We start from the raw sequence: 20288 nt of genomic DNA, 5'->3' as shown, positions 1-20288 counted from the left end.
CGGCATACACGGGCGGGAGGAGAGATGGCCACAGCTCAGCAGAACACGTGGGTGGGGCGCTGGTTCGCGCTGTTCGTCGTGGCGGGCGCCGCGATCGGGCTCGTTACCGGTGACGAGGCAGCCAGGCTCGCTCCACACATTCCCCTGTTGCTCGGCATCATCATGTTCGGGATGGGGCTGACGCTTCGGCCCGTGGATTTCCGGACCGTACTGCGCCACCCCGGCGCCGTCGCGCTCGGGCTCACGACCCAGTTCCTGGTGATGCCGCTCGTGGCCTGGGGAGTCGGCACCGGGCTCGGCCTGGCGCCACCGCTGCTCGTGGGCATGATCCTGGTCGGCGCCGCACCCGGAGGGACGGCGTCGAACGTCATCGTCTACATGTCCCGCGGCGACGTGGCCCTGTCGGTGTCCATGACGACCGTGTCCACCCTGCTGGCTCCCCTGGTCACTCCCCTGTTGGTGGTGTGGCTGGCCGGATCGACCCTGGAGGTCGCCGCCACGGCCCTGTTCACCGATATCGTCCAGATCGTGCTGCTTCCGGTCCTGGGGGGCCTGGTGGTGCGTACCCTGCTTCCGCGGCTGGTGGAACGGGCCCTTCCCCTGCTACCGGTGGTGTCCGCCCTGGGCATCATGGTGGTTGTCGCGGCGATCTTTGGAGCCAATGCCGACGAGGTCCTGACCACCGGTGGACTGTTGGCGTTGGCCGTGGTGGCGCACAACACGCTCGGCCTCCTCCTGGGGTACGGCGCGGCGTGGGCGAGCCGGCTGCCGGAGGAGACCCGACGCGCGGTCAGTATCGAGGTGGGTATGCAGAACTCGGGCCTGGCCACCGCTCTGGCAACCGCGCACTTCGCTCCCCTGGCCGCACTTCCCGGAGCCTTGTTCTCCGTGTGGCACAACCTGTCCGGCGCGGTGTTGGCCACCGTCTGGGCTCGCCAGCCCACGGGCCAGATACCTCCTGATGCCCGATGCTCCCGCCCACCGGAGTGACCATGGAGTCCACCCGCACGCGCCGCAGGGCAGCAACGCGAACAGGCGGGCCCGCCAGGGGCCGTATCTTTTCCCGCTCGTCTTCCCTCTCCCCCAGACGAGGCGGTTCCCACCCACTTCAGCGCGTGTCGTTGTGGGGGCGGGTGGGCTCCCGCTTCTCCGGGCTGACACGGCCCGTGGAGCGCAGAACCTCCAGCAGCTCCCGGTGGGACACGGCTGTGTGGCACGGGATGTCAACCACGGCGAGGTCCGTGCGCTCGGTATCGGCGCGGCGGGGCAGCAACACGACGGTGGTCAGCCCGGCGGACACGGGGGACGCCGGTGGGGCCGGCTGGTACACGCGTGTCGTCCTTCCCGGCCGGCATCGGCACAGGTCGTGTCTACAGGGCGGCCGGGTGGTGGTCGGCGAACCAGTCCATACGCTGACCGTGGGGGGCGGTGAAGGCGACAGGTGTACCGTTGACCGCCATCAGGAACGTTTCCGCCTCCGTGGGTGCGGCGGGTGCATGCGCGTTGATCTCGGGGAACACTGACGGTGACTCGTTGGAGATCCAGTACCCGTCGAATTCGCGCATCGTGGTGGCGAAGCGTTCCCGCGCGCCGCGGTCCAGATAGGCGAGCACCGCCGTGTGCATCACCACCGGGGTGGCCCCTGTGGGCACGCGACGGAGCAGGTCCTGGATCCCGGTGTTAAGGTCGCCCGACCACAGCGTGGGTGGCTGGGCCCGGGCCACGGAGACGGCGGCGTTCAGGGTCCGGAGCCGTTCGGGTTGTCCCGGCCACACAAGACACTCGAGCCAGGTGATGTCGTCGGGGGAGGTGACGTCCAGGGGATTGAGATCGATACCGGCACGCCAGGCCACCCGCGGCGGGGAATCGGGCAGTGGCGGCCTTCCCGCGACGGTGCAGTCAAGCACCACCGGGCTGTGCGTCGGCCCCAGTTCGGTGTGGAGGTCGCCGTGGTAGCGGTAGGAGTACCGGTCCGGGTACAGGCACAGTCCCGCCGAGGCTCCGACCTCGATCAGTGCCAGGGGCTGCGGCAGGGCCGCGAGCACCGGAAGCAGAGTGGCGCAGCGCCCCACCTCGTTCGTCTGGGTGCGCCGCTGGAGCATCGTGGTGCGCACCTGGGGCCAGTGCTCCACGAGCCAATCCCGGAACCGGGGGACGTCATGGACGGGTCCCTGGTGGTAGCGGACGGAGGCCAGCAGAAGATTCGGTTGCCGTCGTGGCTGTGGCAGCTCCGCGAGCAGGGTGAGAATGGTTTGGTCGTCGGCGATCGCGGAGCACAGCCGTTCGTAGTCCTGGCTGTGGCCTCGGGTGTGGCCGGCGAAGGTGCGGTACCACTGGGCGGTGTCGAGCTGTTGTTCCACGGGGTACTCCGTTCGCTCTTGGGTCCACCTGGTCACTGACCGGCCGCACGCGACGTGGGTAGCGCACCGCGACACCCCCAGTGTCCGGTGAAGACTCGCAAGCAGACTAGCGGTCCCCGGCCACTGCGGCAGTGAGCCCGTTCACACCGACGTCTCGGAGATCGGGGAGTCCAACGCCCGGTGTGCACGCAGGGGAACCGCGGCCTTGGTCACCATCTCCCGATACTCCGCATCCGGGTCCGAGTCCAGCACGATGGCCCCACCAGCACCGATACGCAACTCTCCATGGGACCGCACCGCGGTCCGGATCACGATACTGAGGTCGGTTCCGCCGTCGTAGCCGATGTAGCCGAGCGTCCCCGAGTACACACCGCGGGGTTCGTCTTCCAGCTCGTCCAGAATCGCGCAGGTGCGCCGCTTGGGGGCCCCGGTCATGGATCCGCCCGGGAAACAGGCCGCGATCGCGTCCAGGGGGCCGGCGTCGGAACGGAGCTGTCCCCGAACGGTGGAGATCAGCTGGTGCACCGTGGCATAGGAGCGGGTGTACATGAACTGTGGAACGGTCACCGTACCCACCTCACACACCCGTCCCAGGTCGTTGCGCAGCAGATCCACGATCATCAGGTTCTCCGCGCGGGTCTTTGGATCCGTGCGCAGGTCGGCGGCCGCCCGCGCGTCGTCGGTGGGATCGTGGTGTCGTGGGGCGGTCCCCTTGATCGGTCTGCTGTCCACGGTTCCGGTGTCGTCAATGCGCAGGAACCGCTCCGGGGAGGCACTGTGCACCGTGAGCTCCCCCAGCCGCAGCAGCGCCCCGTAGGGAGCCGGGTTGGCATACCGTAGCCGGTGGTAGAAATCCAGCTCGTCCGCGGGAGCGGGAGCGTGCAGCTGGGTGGTCAGGCACAGTTCGTAGCTTTCGCCCGCAGCCAGGTGTCCCAGGCATTCCTTGACCCGACTGAGGTAGTCGCCACGGCTGAGCGGAAGCCAGCGCTCCACCGCAGCGGGTTCCGGTGGCGGGGGCACGTCGGCAGCCGTTCCGGCGGGCTCGATGGTGGCCAGGGCCGCCACCATGGTCTGCACCCAGGTTCGGGATGCGCTGGTCTCGGTGGTCGTGTCGCGGCCGCGTGCCACAACGTAGGTGCGCCTGGCGACATGGTCGACTACAACGAACCGGTCCAGACGGACCCACACCGCGTCCGGAACGGCGGCGCTCCTGTGCACGGAACCGAATCCACAGTCTGCCTTGACCTCGTAACCGAGGTAGCCGACGTAGCCACCCGCGAAGTCGAACGGAAACGGGGTCGGCGAAGGATGGCCCGTCACCCGTCCCCGGAGCGCGTCCAGGATCGTTCCCGATTCGGTGTGCTCGGTGCCGTGGGCATCGGTCACCACCACGGCCCCGGAGGCGACCCGATAGTGCAGTACCTGTGCCCGTGGCCCATCCGGGGCTCCCAGGAAGGAGAACCTGGCTGTGTCCGTGTGCGGATCCGGGGCTGCGTTCGCCGAGGATGGGGGACGGGAGGCGGCTTCGGCCTGCGAACTGTCCAGCCAGACCGCGTAGGGGGCCGCCGCGTAGCAGCGGCGGAAAATCGCCTCGGTGTCGATCTCCCGGTCAAGGGTGGACCACCACACGCGATCCCCGTCGGACAGTCGCAGGTTTCCCTCCGGCTCGATGTGGGCCGGAGGAGACGCGTCGGCCCGCGGGGGTCGGTGCGGGGCCGGGGGCGAACTACTGGACGTGGTGCGGTTCGTGGCGGTGGCCGATCGCTGGGGCGAGCCCGCCGCCCTGCGGGCCAGTGCGAGGAAGTTGGTGACCAGATCGCGCCCGTGTTCGGTGGCGATGGACTCCGGGTGGAACTGCACCCCCCACCGGGGAAGTTCGCGGTGGGCGAGGCCCATCAGGACCCCGTCTTCGGCCCATGCGGTGGCCCGTAGGTCGGCGGGGAGCGGTTCGGTGGCCGCCAGCGAATGATAGCGCACGGCCGTGAACCCCTGGGGGAGCTCGGCGAACGGCCCGGTGCCATCGTGACGGACCCGGGTGAGGTGCCCATGGCGGGGTGCGGGCGCCAGCGCGATCTCCGCGCCGCTGTGGTGCGCGAGAAGCTGATGGCCCAGACACACCCCCAGGACCGGCAACTGTGCGTCGTCGAGGATCCGGATGCCGTGTCCGATGTCGCGGGGGTGCTGGGGACGGCCGGGACCGGGCGAGACCACGGCCGCGTCGAAACTGTGGAGGTCCAGGTGCGACCAGGCCGCGTCGTCGTTGGTCACGACCGTCGGTGGGGTTGCGGCCACCGAGGCCAAGAGCTGGAACAGGTTGTACGTGTAGGAGTCGTGGTTGTCCACGAGCAGGATGCGCATACCCCGCTTCCCTCCCCGTTCGGCGCCGATCTCCCAGGGTACGGCCCTTCCGGACATTCCGGGCACGTCGGGACAAGCCGCACCGCCGGGCCCGTTCGACCGGCGCCGAGCAGGAGCCCTACAGCTGTGTGGCGCTGACGACGATTCCGTCCTCGTCACTGTAGAGCCACTGTCCCGGGTTGAAGGTCACACCACCGAAGGTGACGGGCACGTCCACACGCCCGGCCCCGTCCTTGTCCGACTTGCGCGGATTGGTACCCAGGGCCTTGACCCCCAGATCCAGGGTCTCCAGCGTCGCGGAGTCCCGCACCGCCCCGTGGATCACCACCCCGGACCATCCGTTGTCGACCGCGGCGGCGGCAATGAGATCACCCAGCAGGGCACTGCGCACTGACCCTCCGCCGTCGACCACGAGCACCGCCCCGTGGCCCGCGGAGTTCAGGATCTCCTTGACCAGGCCGTTGTCCTCGTGGCATCGCACGGTACGCACTGGACCGCAGAAGGACCGGTGCCTCCCGAACTGGCGGAACTGGGTGTGACAGCTGTCGATCTCCGAGCCGTGGGCGTCGATCAGGTCAGCCGTCGCGTGATTCGAGGGGCTGTCGGTTGTCTCGGTCATGCTCTGTGCTCCCCTTCGCAGGTTCGGTACACCCATAAAGTTACTTCCCAGTAGCGCAGGGCGGGACAGCAGCCTCGAGGAACACCACCGTAGACCGCGCGCTGGCCGGGAGTAGGGCATCGTCGCCCATCCCCCCGCAGCCGACGGAGACGGCGCCCCAGAGCAGAATGGTCACAACCACCGTCCTCCCGAAGCCCCCCACGAGCTCCACATGCAGATGCGGCAGACGCGGACCACACGGCGGACCCGCACGCGAAGCATCGGCACACCGAGGCAACCGCAGGACGGATCGACCGGTGACGCCGGACCAAAACCTGTGCTCCCTACCGCCCGGGACACACCTGCGCAAGCGAGTGGCCGGATCAGGCCAATGTCGAGGAATCCACGGCAGTCCACCGCGGATCCCCCGACGATCAAACCCCGTGGGTCGATCCGCAGCGCACCGAGGGAGGAGCCAGTCACCGTGGAGCACTCTGACCGTTTCGACAGCGAGTGGGACCGTGTCCTCGACGCCACTCTGGGAGTTCGAACGTCCGGCACCCACACCCTCGCCGTCGACGTCCACGTACTGCTGCGCGACGACACACACCTACTTCTGGTCCACCGCGCCAACACGGGCAGCTGCGATGGCATGTGGACCCTGCCGAGTGGACGGCTGCACTCCTGGGAGGCTCTGTCCCAGCGCGCGAGCAGGGAGGTGCGGGAACAGCTCGCCCTGTATGTCCCGGTGCAGGATCTGGAGTTCGCCCACGTCACCCACCACCGCGGCAGCGAGGATCGGATCGGGTTCTTCTTCGCCACATCCCGGTGGCATGGGCACCCCCACAATGCTGAACCGGACCGACATGACGCCGTCTCCTGGTTCCACCTGGACGATCTTCCCGAGAACCTCCTCGACTACTGCGCGACCGGCATCCACCACTACCGCCGGGGGATTCCGTTCAGCCTGCACAACTGGGGGTCGGATTAGGTAGCTGTGCCGTTTGGCCATCGGGGCGGCGGCCGGTGCGGTCCCCCGTCCGCACGGACGTACCGGATCTGACTCGGCGGCACAGTGGTGATTTCCCCAAAATCCACGCCGTGTCTTTTGGCACAGTCCCCCTCGGTGTCCGGTTCCGGTGTGCCCGAGGATGTGAGCCATGGCTACCAGTGCGTACACACCCGACGTCTTCGAGCTCGCCACCAAGGCCGAGAACCTGGACCCACTCACCCACGACGAGCTCCGCTCGGTCCTGGAGCTGCCGGAGGACCGGACCCTGGAGGCGGTCACCGCGGCTCATCGCGTCCGCCGGCGGTACTTCGGGGACCGGGTGAAACTCAACTACCTCGTCAATCTGAAGAGTGGCCTGTGCCCGGAAGACTGCTCCTACTGTTCGCAGCGCCTCGGTTCCCAGGCGGACATCCTCACCTACACCTGGCTGAAGCCGGACGAGGTGCGTTCCGCGGCACGTTCCGGGATCGCCGCGGGAGCGAAGCGCGTGTGTCTGGTGGCCAGTGGCCGTGGCCCCACCGACCGGGACGTCGGCCGGGTCGCGGACACCATCGCAGCGGTTCGGGAGGAACAGCCCAACGTCGAAGTGTGTGCCTGCCTGGGACTACTCAGCGACGGTCAGGCCGAGCGGCTGCGCGAGGCCGGGGCCGACGCCTACAACCACAACCTCAACACTTCGGGCGAGCGCTACTCCGAGATCTGCACCACACACACCTTCACCGACCGGGTCGGCACCGTCCAGCAGGCCACACAGGCCGGGTTGTCCCCCTGCTCCGGGCTCATCGCGGGCATGGGGGAGAACGACTCCGAACTGGTCGACGCGCTGTTGGAGTTGCGCAGTCTCAACCCGGACTCTGTTCCAGTGAACTTTCTGATCCCCTTCGACGGGACACCGCTGGCCGGAACGTGGGAGCTGACACCGAACCGCTGCCTACGCATCCTCGCGGCGACCAGGCTGGCCTTCCCGGATGCGGAAGTTCGGATCGCGGGTGGCCGGGAGCTCCACCTGCGTGGGCTCCAGCCACTCGCGCTGCACGTGGCCAACGCAATCTTCCTCGGGGACTACCTCACCAGTGAGGGCCAGCCCGGACAGGCCGATGTCGACCTGATCCATGATGCCGGGTTCGTGGTCGAGGGCGCCGGCCAGGACACTCTGCCCACACACCGCAGTGCCGAGGTGCGCGCCCGCAGACGGGGCGCAGGTACAGACCTTCCTCCCAACGCCTGAGCGCGGGGTCCCGGGCCGGTTCGCCCAGAACGCTATCCTGTTCTGTCGCCCAAGAAGCCCCAGGCCCCCCGGAGGACGCGTTGCCCCCTGAACCGCAGCTCGAGACGAAACGGCTCCTGTTGCGCCGCTGGGACGAGCGGGACCGAGCTCCCTTTGCCGCGCTCAACGCCGACGCCGAGGTGATGCACTATTTTCCGGCGCTCCGGACTTCCGCAGAGTCCGACGAAAGCATCAACGCCATGGAGCGTCACTTCGATAAGCATGGCTTTGGATTCTGGGCCCTGGAAGAACGGGAGACCGGTCGTTTCCTCGGATTTACCGGCCTGATCCACGTCCCCTACCAGGCCCATTTCACCCCCGCGGTCGAGATCGGCTGGCGACTGGTTCGGTCAGCGTGGGGGTGTGGGCTGGCCACCGAAGCCGCGCACGCGGCCCTCGAATTCGGCTATGCCCATCTCGACCTGGACGAGATCGTCTCCGTAACCGCGGCCGGCAACGAGCGCTCCCGCGCGGTGATGCGTCGCATCGGTATGACGCGCGACCCCGCCGACGACTTCACCCATCCCCACCTCGATCCCGACCACCGACTACAGCCGTGCGTGCTGTACCGGCGGGCACGCCCTGCGTAGGGGCCGGGAGCGTGCCTCGGGCGGTGCCGGCCGGTCCTCAGTTCTGCTGGAGGTTTCCCGCCATCCGGGCCAGGACGTCGATCGTTGCCTGGTACTCCTGCCCACTGATCCCACTGGTCATGCGATCCCGGCTGGCGCGTACTTCCGCCCACAGCTCGGTGTGGACCTGTTCTCCGCGCTCCGTGAGGTGCAGCATCCCCGATGTGGGGTCCCGTCGCACGAGCCCGCGAGCCACCAGCTCGGCCACCACCGTTTCGAGGTCGGGTGCCGCCGAAGCCATGAAGGGTGTGAACTCCGCGTCGAGGTCATCCGGACGGAGGGGCCGCTCGTTGAGGGCCCGCATCACCTGCCATTCCCTCCGGCCGAGGGAACGCTGGCGCAGGAGTTGGTCGAAGCTGTCGTCAATAAGCCGGTCCAGCTGCTTCAACCAATATCCGATGGGACGATCCGTCATCCCCGCCTCCTTCCAGGAGCATTGTACGAACCCGGGCGGACGTCGCCGGCGGCGGGGCGCCCCACGTGAACAGCGTCTGGCAGGGCGTCGAGCTCCTCGTCGGCCGCTGCCATGGGGTAGGATTGACGGCAGTGATCGTGTGTTTCTGTGTAGATGTTTTGCTTGTGTCTGACGCTCGCGGAACGGTACCGACGCGGGCGTCTGGTTCTCGTGTCAGCTCTTCTGACTGGGACTGTGTAGCACCGCGTATCGAACGCGATCCGGGAGTCCGGCCCCGGACTCCGTCCCAACATTGAACTCGGGAGAGAACATGGCGCAGGGAACCGTGAAGTGGTTCAACAGCGAGAAGGGCTACGGCTTCATCAGCCAGGACGAGGGTGGCCCGGACGTGTTTGTGCACTACAGCAACATTGCGGGCAGCGGGTTCCGTAACCTCGACGAGAACCAGCGGGTGGAGTTCGACGTCACGCAGGGCAACAAGGGCCCGCAGGCGGAGCAGGTGCGCTCCATCTAGCTCGCCCCCGCCGTGCCGCTGGCCGAGATCCCGACGGGATCTCGGCCAGCGGATTCAGAACAGTACGACCTGGCGGAGCGCCTCACCAGTGGCCAGCCGATCGAATCCCGTGTTGATCTCGGTGAGATCCAGCCGATGGGACAGTAGCGCGTCCACCGGCAACAGGCCCGCCCGGTACATGTCCACGAACCGGGGCACGTCCCGCTGGGGTACACACGAGCCCAGATAGCTGCCCCGGAGCGTGCGTTCCTCGGCGACCAGGCTCAACGCGGGCAGGGTAAGCCGCGAGTCGGGCTCGGGAAGGCCGACCGTGACGGTGATACCCCCGGGACGGGTTGCCGCGTAGGCGCCTTCGAGAGCCGCCGGAACACCGGTGGTCTCGATGACATGGTCCGCGCCACCCTCCGTGATCTCCCGGATCGTGGTGCTGGCCTCCTCTCCACCGACGACGGCGTGACTCGCCCCCAACTCCAGGGCACGTTCCCGCTTGGCGGCGACGAGATCCACAGCAATGATCTCGGCGGCACCCGCGGCCCGGGCCGCCAACAGTGCGGCCAGCCCCACACCGCCAAGTCCCACCACCGCCACGGTGTCTCCGGGGCGCACCTGGGCGGCGTGCAGAGCGGCCCCGGCTCCGGTCAGTACCGCGCATCCGAAGAGGGCTGCGATATCGAAGGGAATGTCCTCGTCGATGCGCACCGCCGAGCGTTCGGACACCACGATGTGATCCGCGAATGCGGAGACACCCAGGTGATGGTAGGGACGGCACCCGTCCGCACGGCTCATACGCATCCCGCCACCCAGGAGCGTGCCGTCGCGGTTGGCCTGTCCTCCTGGTTGACATAGGGCTGCGCGCCCGTCCAGACACTGGGAACAGGTGCCACAGCTCGGGACAAAGGCGAGGACCACATGGTCACCGGGTGTGAACGCACTGTTTCCGCCAACGGCCACGACCTCACCGGCGGCCTCGTGCCCCAGCGCCATGGGTACGGGGCGGGGGCGCGCACCGTTGACGACCGACAGATCCGAGTGACACAGGCCCGCTGCCCGCACCCGGACCAGAAGCTCTCCGGGCCCCGGTTCGTCCAGGTGCAGCCGGGTCAACTCCACCGGATTCGATGACGCGTAGGGACGCGGCCGCCCGGACTCCACCAGCACCGCCGCGGTGACCTCACTACTCACTGCACCACCAGCCCTTCGATCGCGGTTCGCATGGCGGCCGGAAGCTCGCGGGGACGCCGTTTGGCACGGTCTACGAAGACGTGAACGAAGTCGCCGTAGGCGACGGGTTCGCCGTCACTGTCCCGAAACATTCCCACCTCCCAGGTGACACTGGAGGTGCCGACACGTCCGGCGCGCAGTCCCACCTGCAAGGCATCGGGAAACGACACGGGCGCCCGGTACTCACATCCGGATCGCACACACAGGCCGATCACTTCGCCCTCGTGGATGTCCAGCCCCGCATGGTCGACGAGCCATGCGTTGATCACGCTGTCCATGACGAGGTAGTGCACGGTGTTGTTCACATGCCCGTAGATGTCGTTGTCGCTCCAACGCATCGGTACGCGTTGCCAGTGAGCGTACTCGGCGGACATCCCGCCCCCTTTCCGGTCCGCCCACCCCAGCAGTGGGCGGATGTGTCGGCCGACCGGCCTCTGGTTACTGCTGTGCGAGCACGGTGTCGTTCCGCACCCACAAAACCTAACAATGATAGGTTCCGTGCGCACGTGGCATCCGACTACACGTGCAGGTTCAACAGCACGATCCCGGTGGCCACCGTCGCGGCGGCCAGGACCCGCATTCGCCCGAACGTCTCTTGGAAGAACACCGCGCCGATCATCGCTCCGAACACGATGCTCGCCTCCCGCAGGGCGGCGACACCCGCCAGCGGACTCATGGTCTGGGCCCACAGCACCAGTCCGTAGGCAGCGATCGAGATCACTCCACCGAGAAGCCCTTGCCACCAGGACATGCGGAGTTGCCTCACCAGGACCGGACCGCGAATCGCGAAGAGGACCAGCGAGAACACGAGGAAGTGCAGGAAGGCCAGCCAGATCGTGTAGCTGAACACGTCTCCGGACAGGCGCACCCCCACGCCATCGACCACCGTGTAGGAGGCGATCATCAGTCCGGTTCCCGCCGCGGCCACCAACGCGGGAACCTGCCCCCGTCCGGGGCGACCGGCCGCGAAGACGAGGCTGAGCAGGCCGCAACTGATCACGAGGACTCCCAGAAGATGCGTCGGTGCCAGAGTCTCCCCGATGAAGACCGCGGCAGCGACGGTCACCGCAAGCGGCGCCAGGCCACGTGCCAGCGGATAGACCTGCCCGAAGTCACCGAGCCGATAGGAGAGCATGAGCAAGGCCAGGTAGACCACGTGCAGCAGCACCGACACGCCCAGATATCCCCACGAGGCCGGATGCGGAACACCCGCCGCGGGCAGCAGCAGCCCCGAGCACACGGCCCCGCCGACACTGATCAGAGCGAATCCTACGAATCGGTCGGTGATCGCGTGAGCGATCGCGTTCCACGAAGCGTGCAACAAGGCCGCGGTGAGAACCGCGGCGACAACGAGGGTGGTCAACGGGCGCGTTCACCTTCCAAGGGCGCGTGGCCGCGCAACCGACGCCGCTCGGAGTCTGCGGAGAGCCGGCACACGGCCCGGGGAACCGTGATTCTAGGACGCGGGCGGCCGGTCCGGCCGTCCGGGGGTGCCCTGGCATGGGGTGGGCCACGCCAAGGTGACGCATAGACTCGAACTTCGTGAATGACGTGCCTGGGTTCCCGCCGCGCCTGACGGTACGCACGACCCCACTACCCGACTGCCCGCAGCTACTCGACATTCTGCCCACCCCACGGCCACTCGCGTGGATCCAGCGGGGGGAGGGCCTCGTCGGCTGGGGCGAGGCCGCCCGGCTGCGGCTCCCCGCTGAGGACGGCCCGTCCGACCAGCAGCGCACGGCTCGATTCGCCCGGGCCCGCGCCTGGTTCGACGAGCTCTTGGACGCCGCACATGTCCAGGACACCGTGGAACGTCCCGGCTGTGGCCCTGTAGCCTTCGGCAGCTTCACCTTCGATCCTGCCTCCGCGGGGTCGGTCCTGATCGTGCCCCAGATCATCGTGGGGCGGCGAGATGGTCAGGCGTGGATCACCACGGTTGTTCCGCGCACCGGGACCGAGGTGACCGATGCGCCCGCACCCAGTCCGGAACTGGTAACGGGAAACCCTGCACCATTGGGGCTCCTACGCTGGACCACCGGTGCGCTGGGTCCCCGTCGCTGGGTCCACGCGGTGGCCGCGGCGGTTCGACGCATCCAACGCGGCGAGCTCGACAAGGTGGTCCTCGCCCGCGACCAGTACGCACACGCGGCGGACACCATCGACCTCCGGACCGTACTGAAGCGGCTGACGCACGATTTCGACGACTGCTACACCTTCGCGGTCGACGGACTGGTCGGCGCCACCCCAGAACTTCTCCTCCGCCGCGCCGTTGCGAGCACCAACCCCGGAGTCACCGGCGCGGACGCCACGGCTTCGTCGGGCCGAGCCGCGACCGACACCGACACCGTTTCGTCATTGGTCCTCGCTGGGACCCGCCCCCGCGGGGCCTCGGACACGGAGGACGAGAAGCTCGCCGACGAGCTGTGTGCATCGATCAAGGACGCCGAAGAACACCGCTACGCGGTAGAGTCCCTGCGCGAGACGCTTGCTCCACTGTGCGCCGACATCACGGTGCCCGGGGGGCCGGAACTACTGCGCCTGCGTAACGTGCAGCACCTGGCCTCCGCGGTTCGGGCGCGGTTGCGTCCCGATACCTCCACCCTCGACGTTGTCGCTGCCCTACATCCGACCGCCGCGGTCGGTGGCACGCCCACCGGTCGAGCTCTGGAGCTGATCCGGGAGTTGGAGGGCATGGACCGCGGCCGCTACGCGGGCCCCGTGGGCTGGATCGACGCCCACGGGGCCGGCGAGTGGGGGATCGCGTTGCGCAGCGCACTGGTCGAGGGCTCGAGCGCCCGCCTGTTCGCCGGATGCGGCATCGTGGCCGGATCCGACCCGGAGGCGGAACTGGCCGAGGCCGGATCGAAATTCCGGGTGATGCGGGGCGCCCTGAGCGACTGACAACAACGGAAATGGTGCCACCGCAGCTACCGCACGAGGCCAAGCCCCGTGCGGTGACCGCGGCTCAGGTTGCGTTCGCGGTGACCTCGAAGTCGGCAAAATCGAAGCCGGGCGAGACGACGCAGGTCACCAGGCACTCCCCGGACACCGGGCGGGCCGACTGCCAGGTCTGGCTGGGTACGAGCAGCTGACACTGCTGTCCCTGCTCAAGCTCGGGGCCGAGGTGCATCGTGGTGGGTGCGGTGGGTGTGGACGTGTCACCGCCGAGGGAGAGCTCCAGTGGGCCGCCCCGATTGAAGATCCACAGCTCGTCGGAACGTACCCGGTGCCACCGGGATGATTCGCCGGGACCCAGTAGGTAGTGGATGGCGGTTGCCGTGGCGCGCGATCCCGAATATCCGGAGGGGGTAAGGGTGGTGCCCGTGCGCCAGGTCTCGCGAAACCATCCGCCTTCGGGATGTGGGTACATGTCCAGGATGTCCGCGGTCGCGGGGCGTGGTTCCACCCCCAGATACCCTCCGTCGGGGTCGGGGCGCAGGTACTGACGGTCGACAACCGCCTCCCGCCGCAGCGGACCATAGATGTGCGGGAAGGTGGTCCCGGCGGGAATCCCGGGCGGCGGGGCGGGGCTTGGCTCCTCCCAACGCACCGTGCACCCGAGCCGCTCCACGTCGAGGACGAGGGCGACCAGTGGCGCCGAGGCGTTGCGGTAGAGGAAGTTGGCGACCGCCAGCAGGGTGTGTGCACTGTCACTGGCGTGGACGAAGCCCTCGTCGTGGAGCGAGGCGGGCCGCAGTAGTCCGTCCTCGTCCCACTGTTCGTCGTGGACGGACAGGAGATGAAGCACGTGTGTCATAGCTCCACGGGTACCGCAACCCACACCGGGCACTCCGAGGGGGGTGGCCAAACCACCCGGCTCCTGCGGGATGGGCCGCTGATGGAGGGTAGCGGTCCTGCCTACCCGAGGGCTCGCCGTTGTTCGCCTGGGCAGTCCCGACGGTCTCCGGGGCGGCCCACTCACCCGCTGCGACAAGGCACCATGGACGGGTGAGACTCATCGACGCGCTACCGAAGGACCCGGATCCCGACACCCTGTACCTGGCCTTCGAGGAGTGGGCTGGCTCCCAGGGGCTCGAGTTGTACCCGGCCCAGGAGGAAGCGTTGATCGAGCTCGTCTCCGGGGCCAACGTCATCCTCAACACCCCCACTGGCTCCGGTAAGAGCCTGGTGGCGACGGGCGCACTGTTCGCGGCACTTGCCCGCGACCAGTGTGTGTTCTACACCGCTCCGATCAAGGCGCTGGTCTCGGAGAAGTTCTTCGACCTCTGTTCCGTCTTCGGAACGGAGAACGTGGGCATGCTCACCGGCGACGCCAGCGTCAACGCAGACGCCCCCATCGTGTGCTGTACCGCGGAGGTGCTCGCCCAGATCGCCCTGGCCGAGGGGACGGAGGCGGATATCGGCACCGTGGTGATGGACGAGTTTCATTTCTACGGTGAGCCAGACCGGGGCTGGGCCTGGCAGGTTCCGTTGATCGAACTTCCACAGGCACAGTTCCTGTTGATGTCGGCCACGCTCGGCGACGTGTCCTTCTTCAAGGAGGATCTCACCCGCCGCACCGGCCGTACCACAGCGGTCGTGACCTCAGCGACCCGACCGGTGCCGCTGTCCTACAGTTACCGCACCACTCCCCTCCACGAGACCTTGGAGGAGCTGCTCAGCACCCATCAGGCCCCCGTGTACATCGTGCACTTCACCCAGGCCGCGGCGATGAGCCAGGCACAGGCCCTCACCAGCATCAATATGTGCACCCGCGCCGAGAAGGATGCGATCGCCGAGGAAATTGGTGGATTCCGGTTCACGACACGCTTCGGCAGGAACCTCTCCCGGTATGTGCGCCACGGAATCGGGGTGCATCACGCGGGCATGCTGCCCAAGTACCGACGTCTGGTGGAACGCCTGGCCCAGGCCGGTTTACTCAAGGTCATCTGCGGCACCGACACGCTGGGGGTCGGGGTGAACGTGCCGATCCGCACAGTCCTGCTGACCGCCCTGTCCAAGTATGACGGTTCGAAGGTGCGTCGGCTCACCGCCCGTGAGTTCCACCAGATCGCGGGCCGGGCCGGCAGGGCCGGTTTCGACACGGCCGGCAGTGTGGTCGTGCAGGCCCCCGAGCACGTGGTGGAGAACGAGAAGGCGCTGGCCAAGGCGGGCGACGACCCCAAGAAGCGCCGTAAGGTTGTGCGTAAGAAGCCGCCGGAGGGATTCGTCGCCTGGGACGAGACCGCCTTTGAACGCCTGGTGGCCGCGCAGCCGGAACCGCTGCGTTCCCGATTCAAGGTCACCAACGCGATGCTGTTGAGTGTCATCGGGCGTCCCGGAAACGCCCTGGCAGCGATGCGGCACCTGCTGCGCGACAACCATGAGGATCCTGCTTCCCAACGGCGACACATTCGGGAAGCCGTCGGGATCTATCGGTCCCTGCGCGCCGGCGGAGTCGTGGAGGAGCTGGACACTCCGGACGAGCAGGGACGGTGGGTCCGGCTGACCGTCGACCTCCAGGCGGACTTCGCACTGAACCAGCCGCTGTCGACCTTCGCCCTGGCGGCATTCGAACTGTTGGACCGGGATTCGCCCAGCTATGCCCTGGATCTGCTCTCGATCATCGAGGCCACGCTCGACGACCCACGCCAGATCCTGGCCGCCCAAACGAACAAGGCCAAGGCCGAAGCGGTCGCAGCGATGAAAGCGGAGGGGATCGAGTACGAGGAGCGAATGGAGCGGCTGGAGGAGATCACCCATCCGCGGCCTCTGGAGGAGCTTCTTGAGCACGCCTACGAGACCTACCGGCGTGGCCATCCCTGGGTTGGCGACCATCCGCTCCGTCCCAAGTCGGTGGTGCGCGATCTCTACGAACGGGCGATGACCTTCACCGAGTATGTCGGCCACTACGAGCTGGCCCGCTCCGAGGGAATCGTGCTGCGCTACCTCGCCAGCGCCTACAAGGCGGTCAGTCAGACCGTGCCCGAGGACGCCAAGACCGAGGACGTGCACGACCTCGTGGAGTGGCTGGGTGAGCTGGTGCGCCAGGTGGACTCCAGCCTCCTGGACGAGTGGGAACGCCTGGCCAACCCCTCGGTCGATCCGGAAACCGACCGTGACCCGGACACGGAGGAAGAGACCACACCTGTCACCGCCAACCACCGCGCCTTTCGGGTGCTGGTCCGCAACGCCATGTTCCGGCGGGTGGAGCTGGCCGCCCTGGGGCGCTACGACGAGCTTGGCGAGCTGGATGGTGCGACCGGATGGGACGCCGACCGGTGGCAGAACGCCCTGGCGGCCTATTTCGCCGAGCATGAGGAAATCGGAATCGGTCCGGATGCCCGTGGGCCCACCCTGGTGCAGATCACCGAGGCGGAGGGGGTGTGGCGGGTGCGCCAGGTGCTGGACGACCCTGCCGGGGACCGCGACTGGGCGATTCTCGCCGATGTGGATCTTGCCGCCTCCGACGCCGCGGGGTACGCAGCGATCACGGTGGCGGGCGTGGAACGTCTGTAGAATCGCTGTCCCACACACGAGTCGACACAGCCGAGGGGATCCCACGTGGCCGAGTCCGGCGAACGCCCCACCGTACTCCTGCTCAACGGCCCGAACCTGAACCTGCTGGGTCAACGCGACCCCCACCAGTACGGATCGACGACACTGCCCCAGGTGGAACAGCGCCTGCGTGACCTGGGTGCGGAGCTCGGCGTGCGGGTGACCTGTGTGCAGAGCAACCATGAGGGCGAGCTCGTGGAACAGGTCCACGCCGCGCACGGGAGCGCGGGTATCGTCTGCAACCCCGGCGCCTACGCGCACACTAGCGTGGCGCTGCGCGATGCCGTGGACGCGGTTCCAACCCCCTACGTGGAGGTACACATCTCCAACGTCTACGCCCGGGAATCCTTCCGGCACACCTCGCTAACCGCTGCGGTGGCCTCCGGCTACATCGTCGGCTGCGGTGTGTTCGGCTACGAGCTGGGGCTGCGGGCCGTCATCGAGCGGTGGACCTCCGGCCAGGAGTAAACCGACAGTGACGTAGCCATCCACGCACCCGACGCAGCCAGGCCCACCAGCGCGGCTTGGGCGGCGCCAGGCTGCACAGCTCCGGTAGACCAACGAACGCTGCTGGGGTTGGGGCACCACCACCGTCCGGACCCTCGAGCTCCTCCTGTTCGACTCGAATGCGGTAACGACCGTGCACCCGAGCCACCGCCTGGGCCCAGGACTCGCCGCACTCTCGCACCCGCAGGGCCCGGGTCACCGAACGGCATCGCCACAACCGGGCCGGTTTCCCCTCCCCGGCGGTGGAGAGCTCCAGGAGACCAGCCTGCGCCCGGTCCGACCTGGCGATCAGCCAGCGCACGGTCGCGGGCCGCAGCCGTACGCCCGTGGGAATCTCCAGGAGATAGGGCGAGGGGAACCCTGTGCGCGGGGGAGATTCCGTGAACACCACACGGCTGTCCCCAAGGTAGTTTGCCTGCACCAGCTGGAGCTCCAGCAGGTCCTCACGTCCCAGTTCCCGCGAGTGTTGCGCCGCACGGTCGGCGACGGTGTCCAGCCGGCTCCACGGTGCCACCAACGCGACGCTCAGATCGGCTCCCGGTTCGCTGAGTAGGGAGTCGACCGTGGCGCGCACCTGGGCCACCGAGTACCCCAACGCCTGCACCGACACCCGCACCAGTGGCACCGTGGCCCGCTGCGCCGCCGTCGGCGTACGGTCGGAACGCGGCTGGGGCATGACCTCTGCGAGCCGCCCGGTGCGTAGGCGACGCGTGGGCGCTCGGGTGCGGGACAGTGTCGCCTGGGGTGCCGCGTCGGTGTAGTGGGCGACAGCGCGCCGCTCGGGCACGAGGACCGCCCCGGCCTGCCACAGTCGGTACCCGAACTCCAGATCCTGCCCCGGTCCGAGAGTCGGATCCAGCCCCCCGGTCTCCTCGTACAGCCACCGGGGAACAGCGGACGCGGCCCCCACGTAGGCCTGGAAACCGAGGTGGCCGATCCGGCAGAGGCCGTTGGTGCTCGCCACCAGATCCTGCACGTGCGGATGCGCCACGGCCCGCTCGGGGTCCTGGGTGTAGGCGATGCCGAGGGTTACCACCTCCGGGTGGGCGTGGTGCCACCGGGCATGGGCCTCGATATGGTGCACCGTTGGGACCAGATCGGAGTCGAGCCAGCACAGGATCTCGCCGGTGGCGAGATGTGCGCCATAGGCCCGCGCATGACCCGTTCCCCAGCCGTTGTCCGGGGCTCGCACCAGCCGACAGTTGCTCGGACGCACCTCGGGGAGCTGGAGCGGGGGTGCCGTGTTGTCGTCGACAACCACGACTTCGAGCAGATGGCCCGGATAACTCTGTGCAGCCAACGCCGCCAGGGTCCGGTCCACTCCGGACTGCCCGCCGTACGCTGGGATCACCACGCTCACTGACCGCGTGGGTGTCCACGCCCCCAGCGTCGGCGGCTGCACCACCCGCCAGTCGTTTCGGAAGATTGGGGGCGCGCAATCAGGATGTCCCGCATCGACGGACAGTGACTTTTCGAACAAGATTGATTGCACACTGTAACTATACGGGAATGTGACGGCGTACGACAGAGACACCCAGAAACTTCGGACCACCGCGGTGGTCGGGCCGCGCTCCACACCCTGGTATTCAGGGACCGTGCCCCGCACCACGAGGTGTGCGCGGGGCCATCCCAGTGACAGATTCGATCCAAGGAGTTCTCGCGATGGCAGCAGTCCGCAGCGCACACGCCCAATGGCAGGGCGACCTGGCCACCGGCGGTGGCACCGTCACGGTCGACTCCTCGGCGCTTCCCGAGACCGAGGTGACCTGGAAGGCCCGCGCCGAGGGCTCGGATAGCGTGACCAGCCCCGAGGAGCTGATCGCCGCGGCGCATTCGTCCTGTATGTCCATGGCGCTCACCAACGGCCTCACCAAGGCCGGATACCAGCCCACGAGCGTGCGGGTCACCGCCGAGGTCAGTTTCCAGGCCGGGGAGGGCATCACCGGCAGCCATCTCACGGTTCGGGCGCAGGTCACCGACATCTCCGCCGCCGACTTCACCTCCGCCGCCGAGGAAGCCAAGGCCAACTGCCCGGTCAGCAAGGCCCTGACCGGAACCACCATCACGCTGGACGCCACTCTGGAGTGAGGCGCGGTCGGTGACCGGGGCGCAGAAGCCAGGGGCCGATCCGTGAGCACACCACCCGGTCACCGATCAGAACAAGGACACACATGCTGTTTGAGATCCCACGAATCGAGATCGCCCCCGGCGCTGTCCACCTACCGGGCTGGCTGGATCCGGGGCGTCAACGCAGGCTGGTGGACACCTGCCGGTCCTGGGCGCAGGGACCTGGTGGACTGCACCAACACCGCACCCGAGGCGGGGTGATGAGCGTCCGGATGACCGCACTCGGTTGGTACTGGCGCCCCTATCGCTACACCTCGGTTCTTCCCGACGGCCAGCCCGTCCAGCCATTCCCCCAGGAGCTGGAGCAGCTGGCGCGACGTGCACTCGCGGACGCCTACGGCGACACGCCTCCGGACGGTGCCCACGAAGCCCACTACGACGTCGCCCTGGTCAACTTCTACGACTCCACGGCCCGGATGGGCATGCACCAGGACCGGGACGAACGCAGCGACGCCCCGGTCATCTCCGTGAGCCTGGGAGACAGCTGTGTGTTCCGCTTCGGCAACACCGAAACGCGAAGCCGCCCCTACACGGACATCGAGTTGGGCAGCGGCGACCTGTTCGTCTTCGGAGGTCCGACACGTATGGCCCACCATGGGGTGGTTCGGATCCACCCGAACACGGCCGACCCACGCTGTGGGCTCGCGGAGGGGCGCTTGAACATCACGATCCGCGCGACCGGATTCGACACCGACACGTGATCCCCTGTTCTCCAGCGGTTCGCCCCTGCTGAGCATACTGACCGGACCCTGTCCCGGGCGTGCACCCCGGGGCTCACTGGG

The 20288-nt window shown here is 68.0% G+C and carries 20 protein-coding genes; 10 read left to right on the top strand and 10 right to left on the bottom strand.

What is annotated here, in order from left to right; translation table 11 throughout:
* Positions 1-24: 24 nt before the first annotated feature.
* Complete coding sequence (locus tag RIF23_RS01645) at positions 25-990, top strand: bile acid:sodium symporter family protein (protein WP_310910509.1); 966 nt, start codon at positions 25-27, stop codon at positions 988-990.
* Positions 991-1108: 118 nt separating this feature from the next.
* On the opposite strand, the gene RIF23_RS01640 is transcribed toward RIF23_RS01645, so the two are convergent.
* The 4 genes from RIF23_RS01640 to rraA all read right to left on the bottom strand — a co-directional run bounded on the left by RIF23_RS01640 (position 1109) and on the right by rraA (position 5337).
* A complete protein-coding gene (locus tag RIF23_RS01640) occupies positions 1109-1330 on the bottom strand; it encodes a hypothetical protein (protein WP_310910508.1) in 222 nt (73 codons plus the stop codon).
* 40 nt (positions 1331-1370) lie between these two features.
* Positions 1371-2360 carry a DUF2332 domain-containing protein gene (locus RIF23_RS01635; protein WP_310910507.1) on the bottom strand — a complete coding sequence of 330 codons (990 nt, stop codon included), beginning with the start codon at positions 2358-2360 and terminating at the stop codon, positions 1371-1373.
* Between the two features lie 141 nt (positions 2361-2501).
* Positions 2502-4718 carry an aminodeoxychorismate synthase component I gene (gene pabB / locus RIF23_RS01630; RefSeq protein WP_310910505.1) on the bottom strand — a complete coding sequence of 739 codons (2217 nt, stop codon included), beginning with the start codon at positions 4716-4718 and terminating at the stop codon, positions 2502-2504.
* Between the two features lie 118 nt (positions 4719-4836).
* Positions 4837-5337 carry a ribonuclease E activity regulator RraA gene (gene rraA / locus RIF23_RS01625; RefSeq protein WP_310910503.1) on the bottom strand — a complete coding sequence of 167 codons (501 nt, stop codon included), beginning with the start codon at positions 5335-5337 and terminating at the stop codon, positions 4837-4839.
* A 463-nt stretch (positions 5338-5800) separates the two neighbouring features.
* Here rraA and RIF23_RS01620 point away from each other — a divergent pair, with 463 nt between their 5' ends.
* The 3 genes from RIF23_RS01620 (at position 5801) to RIF23_RS01610 (ending at position 8185) form a co-directional block, all read left to right on the top strand.
* Positions 5801-6307 (top strand): NUDIX domain-containing protein, encoded by a 507-nt coding sequence (locus RIF23_RS01620; RefSeq protein WP_310910502.1) that lies wholly within the window; start codon positions 5801-5803, stop codon positions 6305-6307.
* A gap of 169 nt (positions 6308-6476) precedes the next feature.
* Positions 6477-7556, top strand: coding sequence for a biotin synthase BioB (gene bioB / locus RIF23_RS01615; RefSeq protein WP_310910501.1), 1080 nt, complete (start codon positions 6477-6479; stop codon positions 7554-7556).
* Between the two features lie 80 nt (positions 7557-7636).
* A complete protein-coding gene (locus RIF23_RS01610; RefSeq protein WP_310910500.1) occupies positions 7637-8185 on the top strand; it encodes a GNAT family N-acetyltransferase in 549 nt (182 codons plus the stop codon).
* A 37-nt stretch (positions 8186-8222) separates the two neighbouring features.
* Here RIF23_RS01610 and RIF23_RS01605 read toward each other — a convergent pair whose 3' ends face one another.
* Positions 8223-8639, bottom strand: a complete 417-nt coding sequence (locus tag RIF23_RS01605) for a MarR family winged helix-turn-helix transcriptional regulator (RefSeq protein ID WP_310910499.1) — start codon at positions 8637-8639, stop codon at positions 8223-8225.
* 310 nt (positions 8640-8949) lie between these two features.
* Here RIF23_RS01605 and RIF23_RS01600 point away from each other — a divergent pair, with 310 nt between their 5' ends.
* Positions 8950-9153, top strand: coding sequence for a cold-shock protein (locus tag RIF23_RS01600; RefSeq protein ID WP_310910498.1), 204 nt, complete (start codon positions 8950-8952; stop codon positions 9151-9153).
* A gap of 54 nt (positions 9154-9207) precedes the next feature.
* Here RIF23_RS01600 and RIF23_RS01595 read toward each other — a convergent pair whose 3' ends face one another.
* The 3 genes from RIF23_RS01595 to RIF23_RS01585 form a co-directional block, all read right to left on the bottom strand.
* Complete coding sequence (locus RIF23_RS01595; protein WP_310910497.1) at positions 9208-10335, bottom strand: zinc-binding dehydrogenase; 1128 nt, start codon at positions 10333-10335, stop codon at positions 9208-9210.
* Complete coding sequence (locus tag RIF23_RS01590) at positions 10332-10748, bottom strand: acyl-CoA thioesterase (protein ID WP_310910495.1); 417 nt, start codon at positions 10746-10748, stop codon at positions 10332-10334. The genes RIF23_RS01595 and RIF23_RS01590 overlap by 4 nt, the downstream gene beginning before the upstream one ends.
* Positions 10749-10891: 143 nt before the next feature.
* Entirely contained in the window at positions 10892-11737 is an 846-nt protein-coding gene (locus RIF23_RS01585) for a DMT family transporter (protein ID WP_310910493.1), read from the bottom strand.
* A 179-nt stretch (positions 11738-11916) separates the two neighbouring features.
* On the opposite strand from RIF23_RS01585, the gene RIF23_RS01580 reads away from it, so the two are divergent.
* Positions 11917-13275, top strand: a complete 1359-nt coding sequence (locus RIF23_RS01580; protein WP_310910492.1) for an isochorismate synthase — start codon at positions 11917-11919, stop codon at positions 13273-13275.
* A 64-nt stretch (positions 13276-13339) separates the two neighbouring features.
* Here RIF23_RS01580 and RIF23_RS01575 read toward each other — a convergent pair whose 3' ends face one another.
* Positions 13340-14131 carry a cupin domain-containing protein gene (locus RIF23_RS01575; RefSeq protein ID WP_310910491.1) on the bottom strand — a complete coding sequence of 264 codons (792 nt, stop codon included), beginning with the start codon at positions 14129-14131 and terminating at the stop codon, positions 13340-13342.
* Between the two features lie 191 nt (positions 14132-14322).
* Between RIF23_RS01575 and RIF23_RS01570 the strand changes: the two genes are divergently transcribed.
* Complete coding sequence (locus RIF23_RS01570) at positions 14323-16833, top strand: DEAD/DEAH box helicase (RefSeq protein ID WP_310910490.1); 2511 nt, start codon at positions 14323-14325, stop codon at positions 16831-16833.
* 45 nt (positions 16834-16878) lie between these two features.
* On the top strand, positions 16879-17340 hold the full coding sequence (gene aroQ / locus RIF23_RS01565) for a type II 3-dehydroquinate dehydratase (protein ID WP_310910489.1): 462 nt from the start codon (positions 16879-16881) through the stop codon (positions 17338-17340).
* Here the strand turns inward: aroQ and RIF23_RS01560 are convergent.
* On the bottom strand, positions 17309-18733 hold the full coding sequence (locus RIF23_RS01560) for a glycosyltransferase (protein ID WP_310910488.1): 1425 nt from the start codon (positions 18731-18733) through the stop codon (positions 17309-17311). The genes aroQ and RIF23_RS01560 overlap by 32 nt on opposite strands.
* Positions 18734-19041: 308 nt before the next feature.
* Here RIF23_RS01560 and RIF23_RS01555 point away from each other — a divergent pair, with 308 nt between their 5' ends.
* Both RIF23_RS01555 and RIF23_RS01550 read left to right on the top strand, forming a co-directional pair.
* Positions 19042-19467 (top strand): OsmC family peroxiredoxin, encoded by a 426-nt coding sequence (locus RIF23_RS01555; protein ID WP_310910487.1) that lies wholly within the window; start codon positions 19042-19044, stop codon positions 19465-19467.
* An 83-nt stretch (positions 19468-19550) separates the two neighbouring features.
* On the top strand, positions 19551-20207 hold the full coding sequence (locus tag RIF23_RS01550; RefSeq protein ID WP_310910485.1) for an alpha-ketoglutarate-dependent dioxygenase AlkB family protein: 657 nt from the start codon (positions 19551-19553) through the stop codon (positions 20205-20207).
* The last annotated feature ends 81 nt before the right edge of the window (positions 20208-20288 follow it).

This window comes from Lipingzhangella rawalii (assembly GCF_031628175.1).
Classification (GTDB): domain Bacteria; phylum Actinomycetota; class Actinomycetes; order Streptosporangiales; family Streptosporangiaceae; genus Lipingzhangella_A; species Lipingzhangella_A rawalii.
Note: the sequence above shows the minus strand (reverse complement) of the source record. Positions and strands in the feature narration are given on the sequence as shown.

Excerpts from the sequence above, each read along its gene's own strand:
- RIF23_RS01590 (WP_310910495.1), bottom strand. The coding sequence starts at position 10,748 with ATGTCCGCCGAGTACGCTCACTGGCAACGCGTACCGATGCGTTGGAGC.
- RIF23_RS01645 (WP_310910509.1), top strand. The coding sequence starts at position 25 with ATGGCCACAGCTCAGCAGAACACGTGGGTGGGGCGCTGGTTCGCGCTG.
- RIF23_RS01550 (WP_310910485.1), top strand. The coding sequence starts at position 19,551 with ATGCTGTTTGAGATCCCACGAATCGAGATCGCCCCCGGCGCTGTCCAC.
- rraA (WP_310910503.1), bottom strand. The coding sequence starts at position 5,337 with ATGACCGAGACAACCGACAGCCCCTCGAATCACGCGACGGCTGACCTG.
- RIF23_RS01555 (WP_310910487.1), top strand. The coding sequence starts at position 19,042 with ATGGCAGCAGTCCGCAGCGCACACGCCCAATGGCAGGGCGACCTGGCC.
- RIF23_RS01575 (WP_310910491.1), bottom strand. The coding sequence starts at position 14,131 with ATGACACACGTGCTTCATCTCCTGTCCGTCCACGACGAACAGTGGGAC.
- RIF23_RS01605 (WP_310910499.1), bottom strand. The coding sequence starts at position 8,639 with ATGACGGATCGTCCCATCGGATATTGGTTGAAGCAGCTGGACCGGCTT.
- bioB (WP_310910501.1), top strand. The coding sequence starts at position 6,477 with ATGGCTACCAGTGCGTACACACCCGACGTCTTCGAGCTCGCCACCAAG.
- RIF23_RS01600 (WP_310910498.1), top strand. The coding sequence starts at position 8,950 with ATGGCGCAGGGAACCGTGAAGTGGTTCAACAGCGAGAAGGGCTACGGC.
- pabB (WP_310910505.1), bottom strand. The coding sequence starts at position 4,718 with ATGCGCATCCTGCTCGTGGACAACCACGACTCCTACACGTACAACCTG.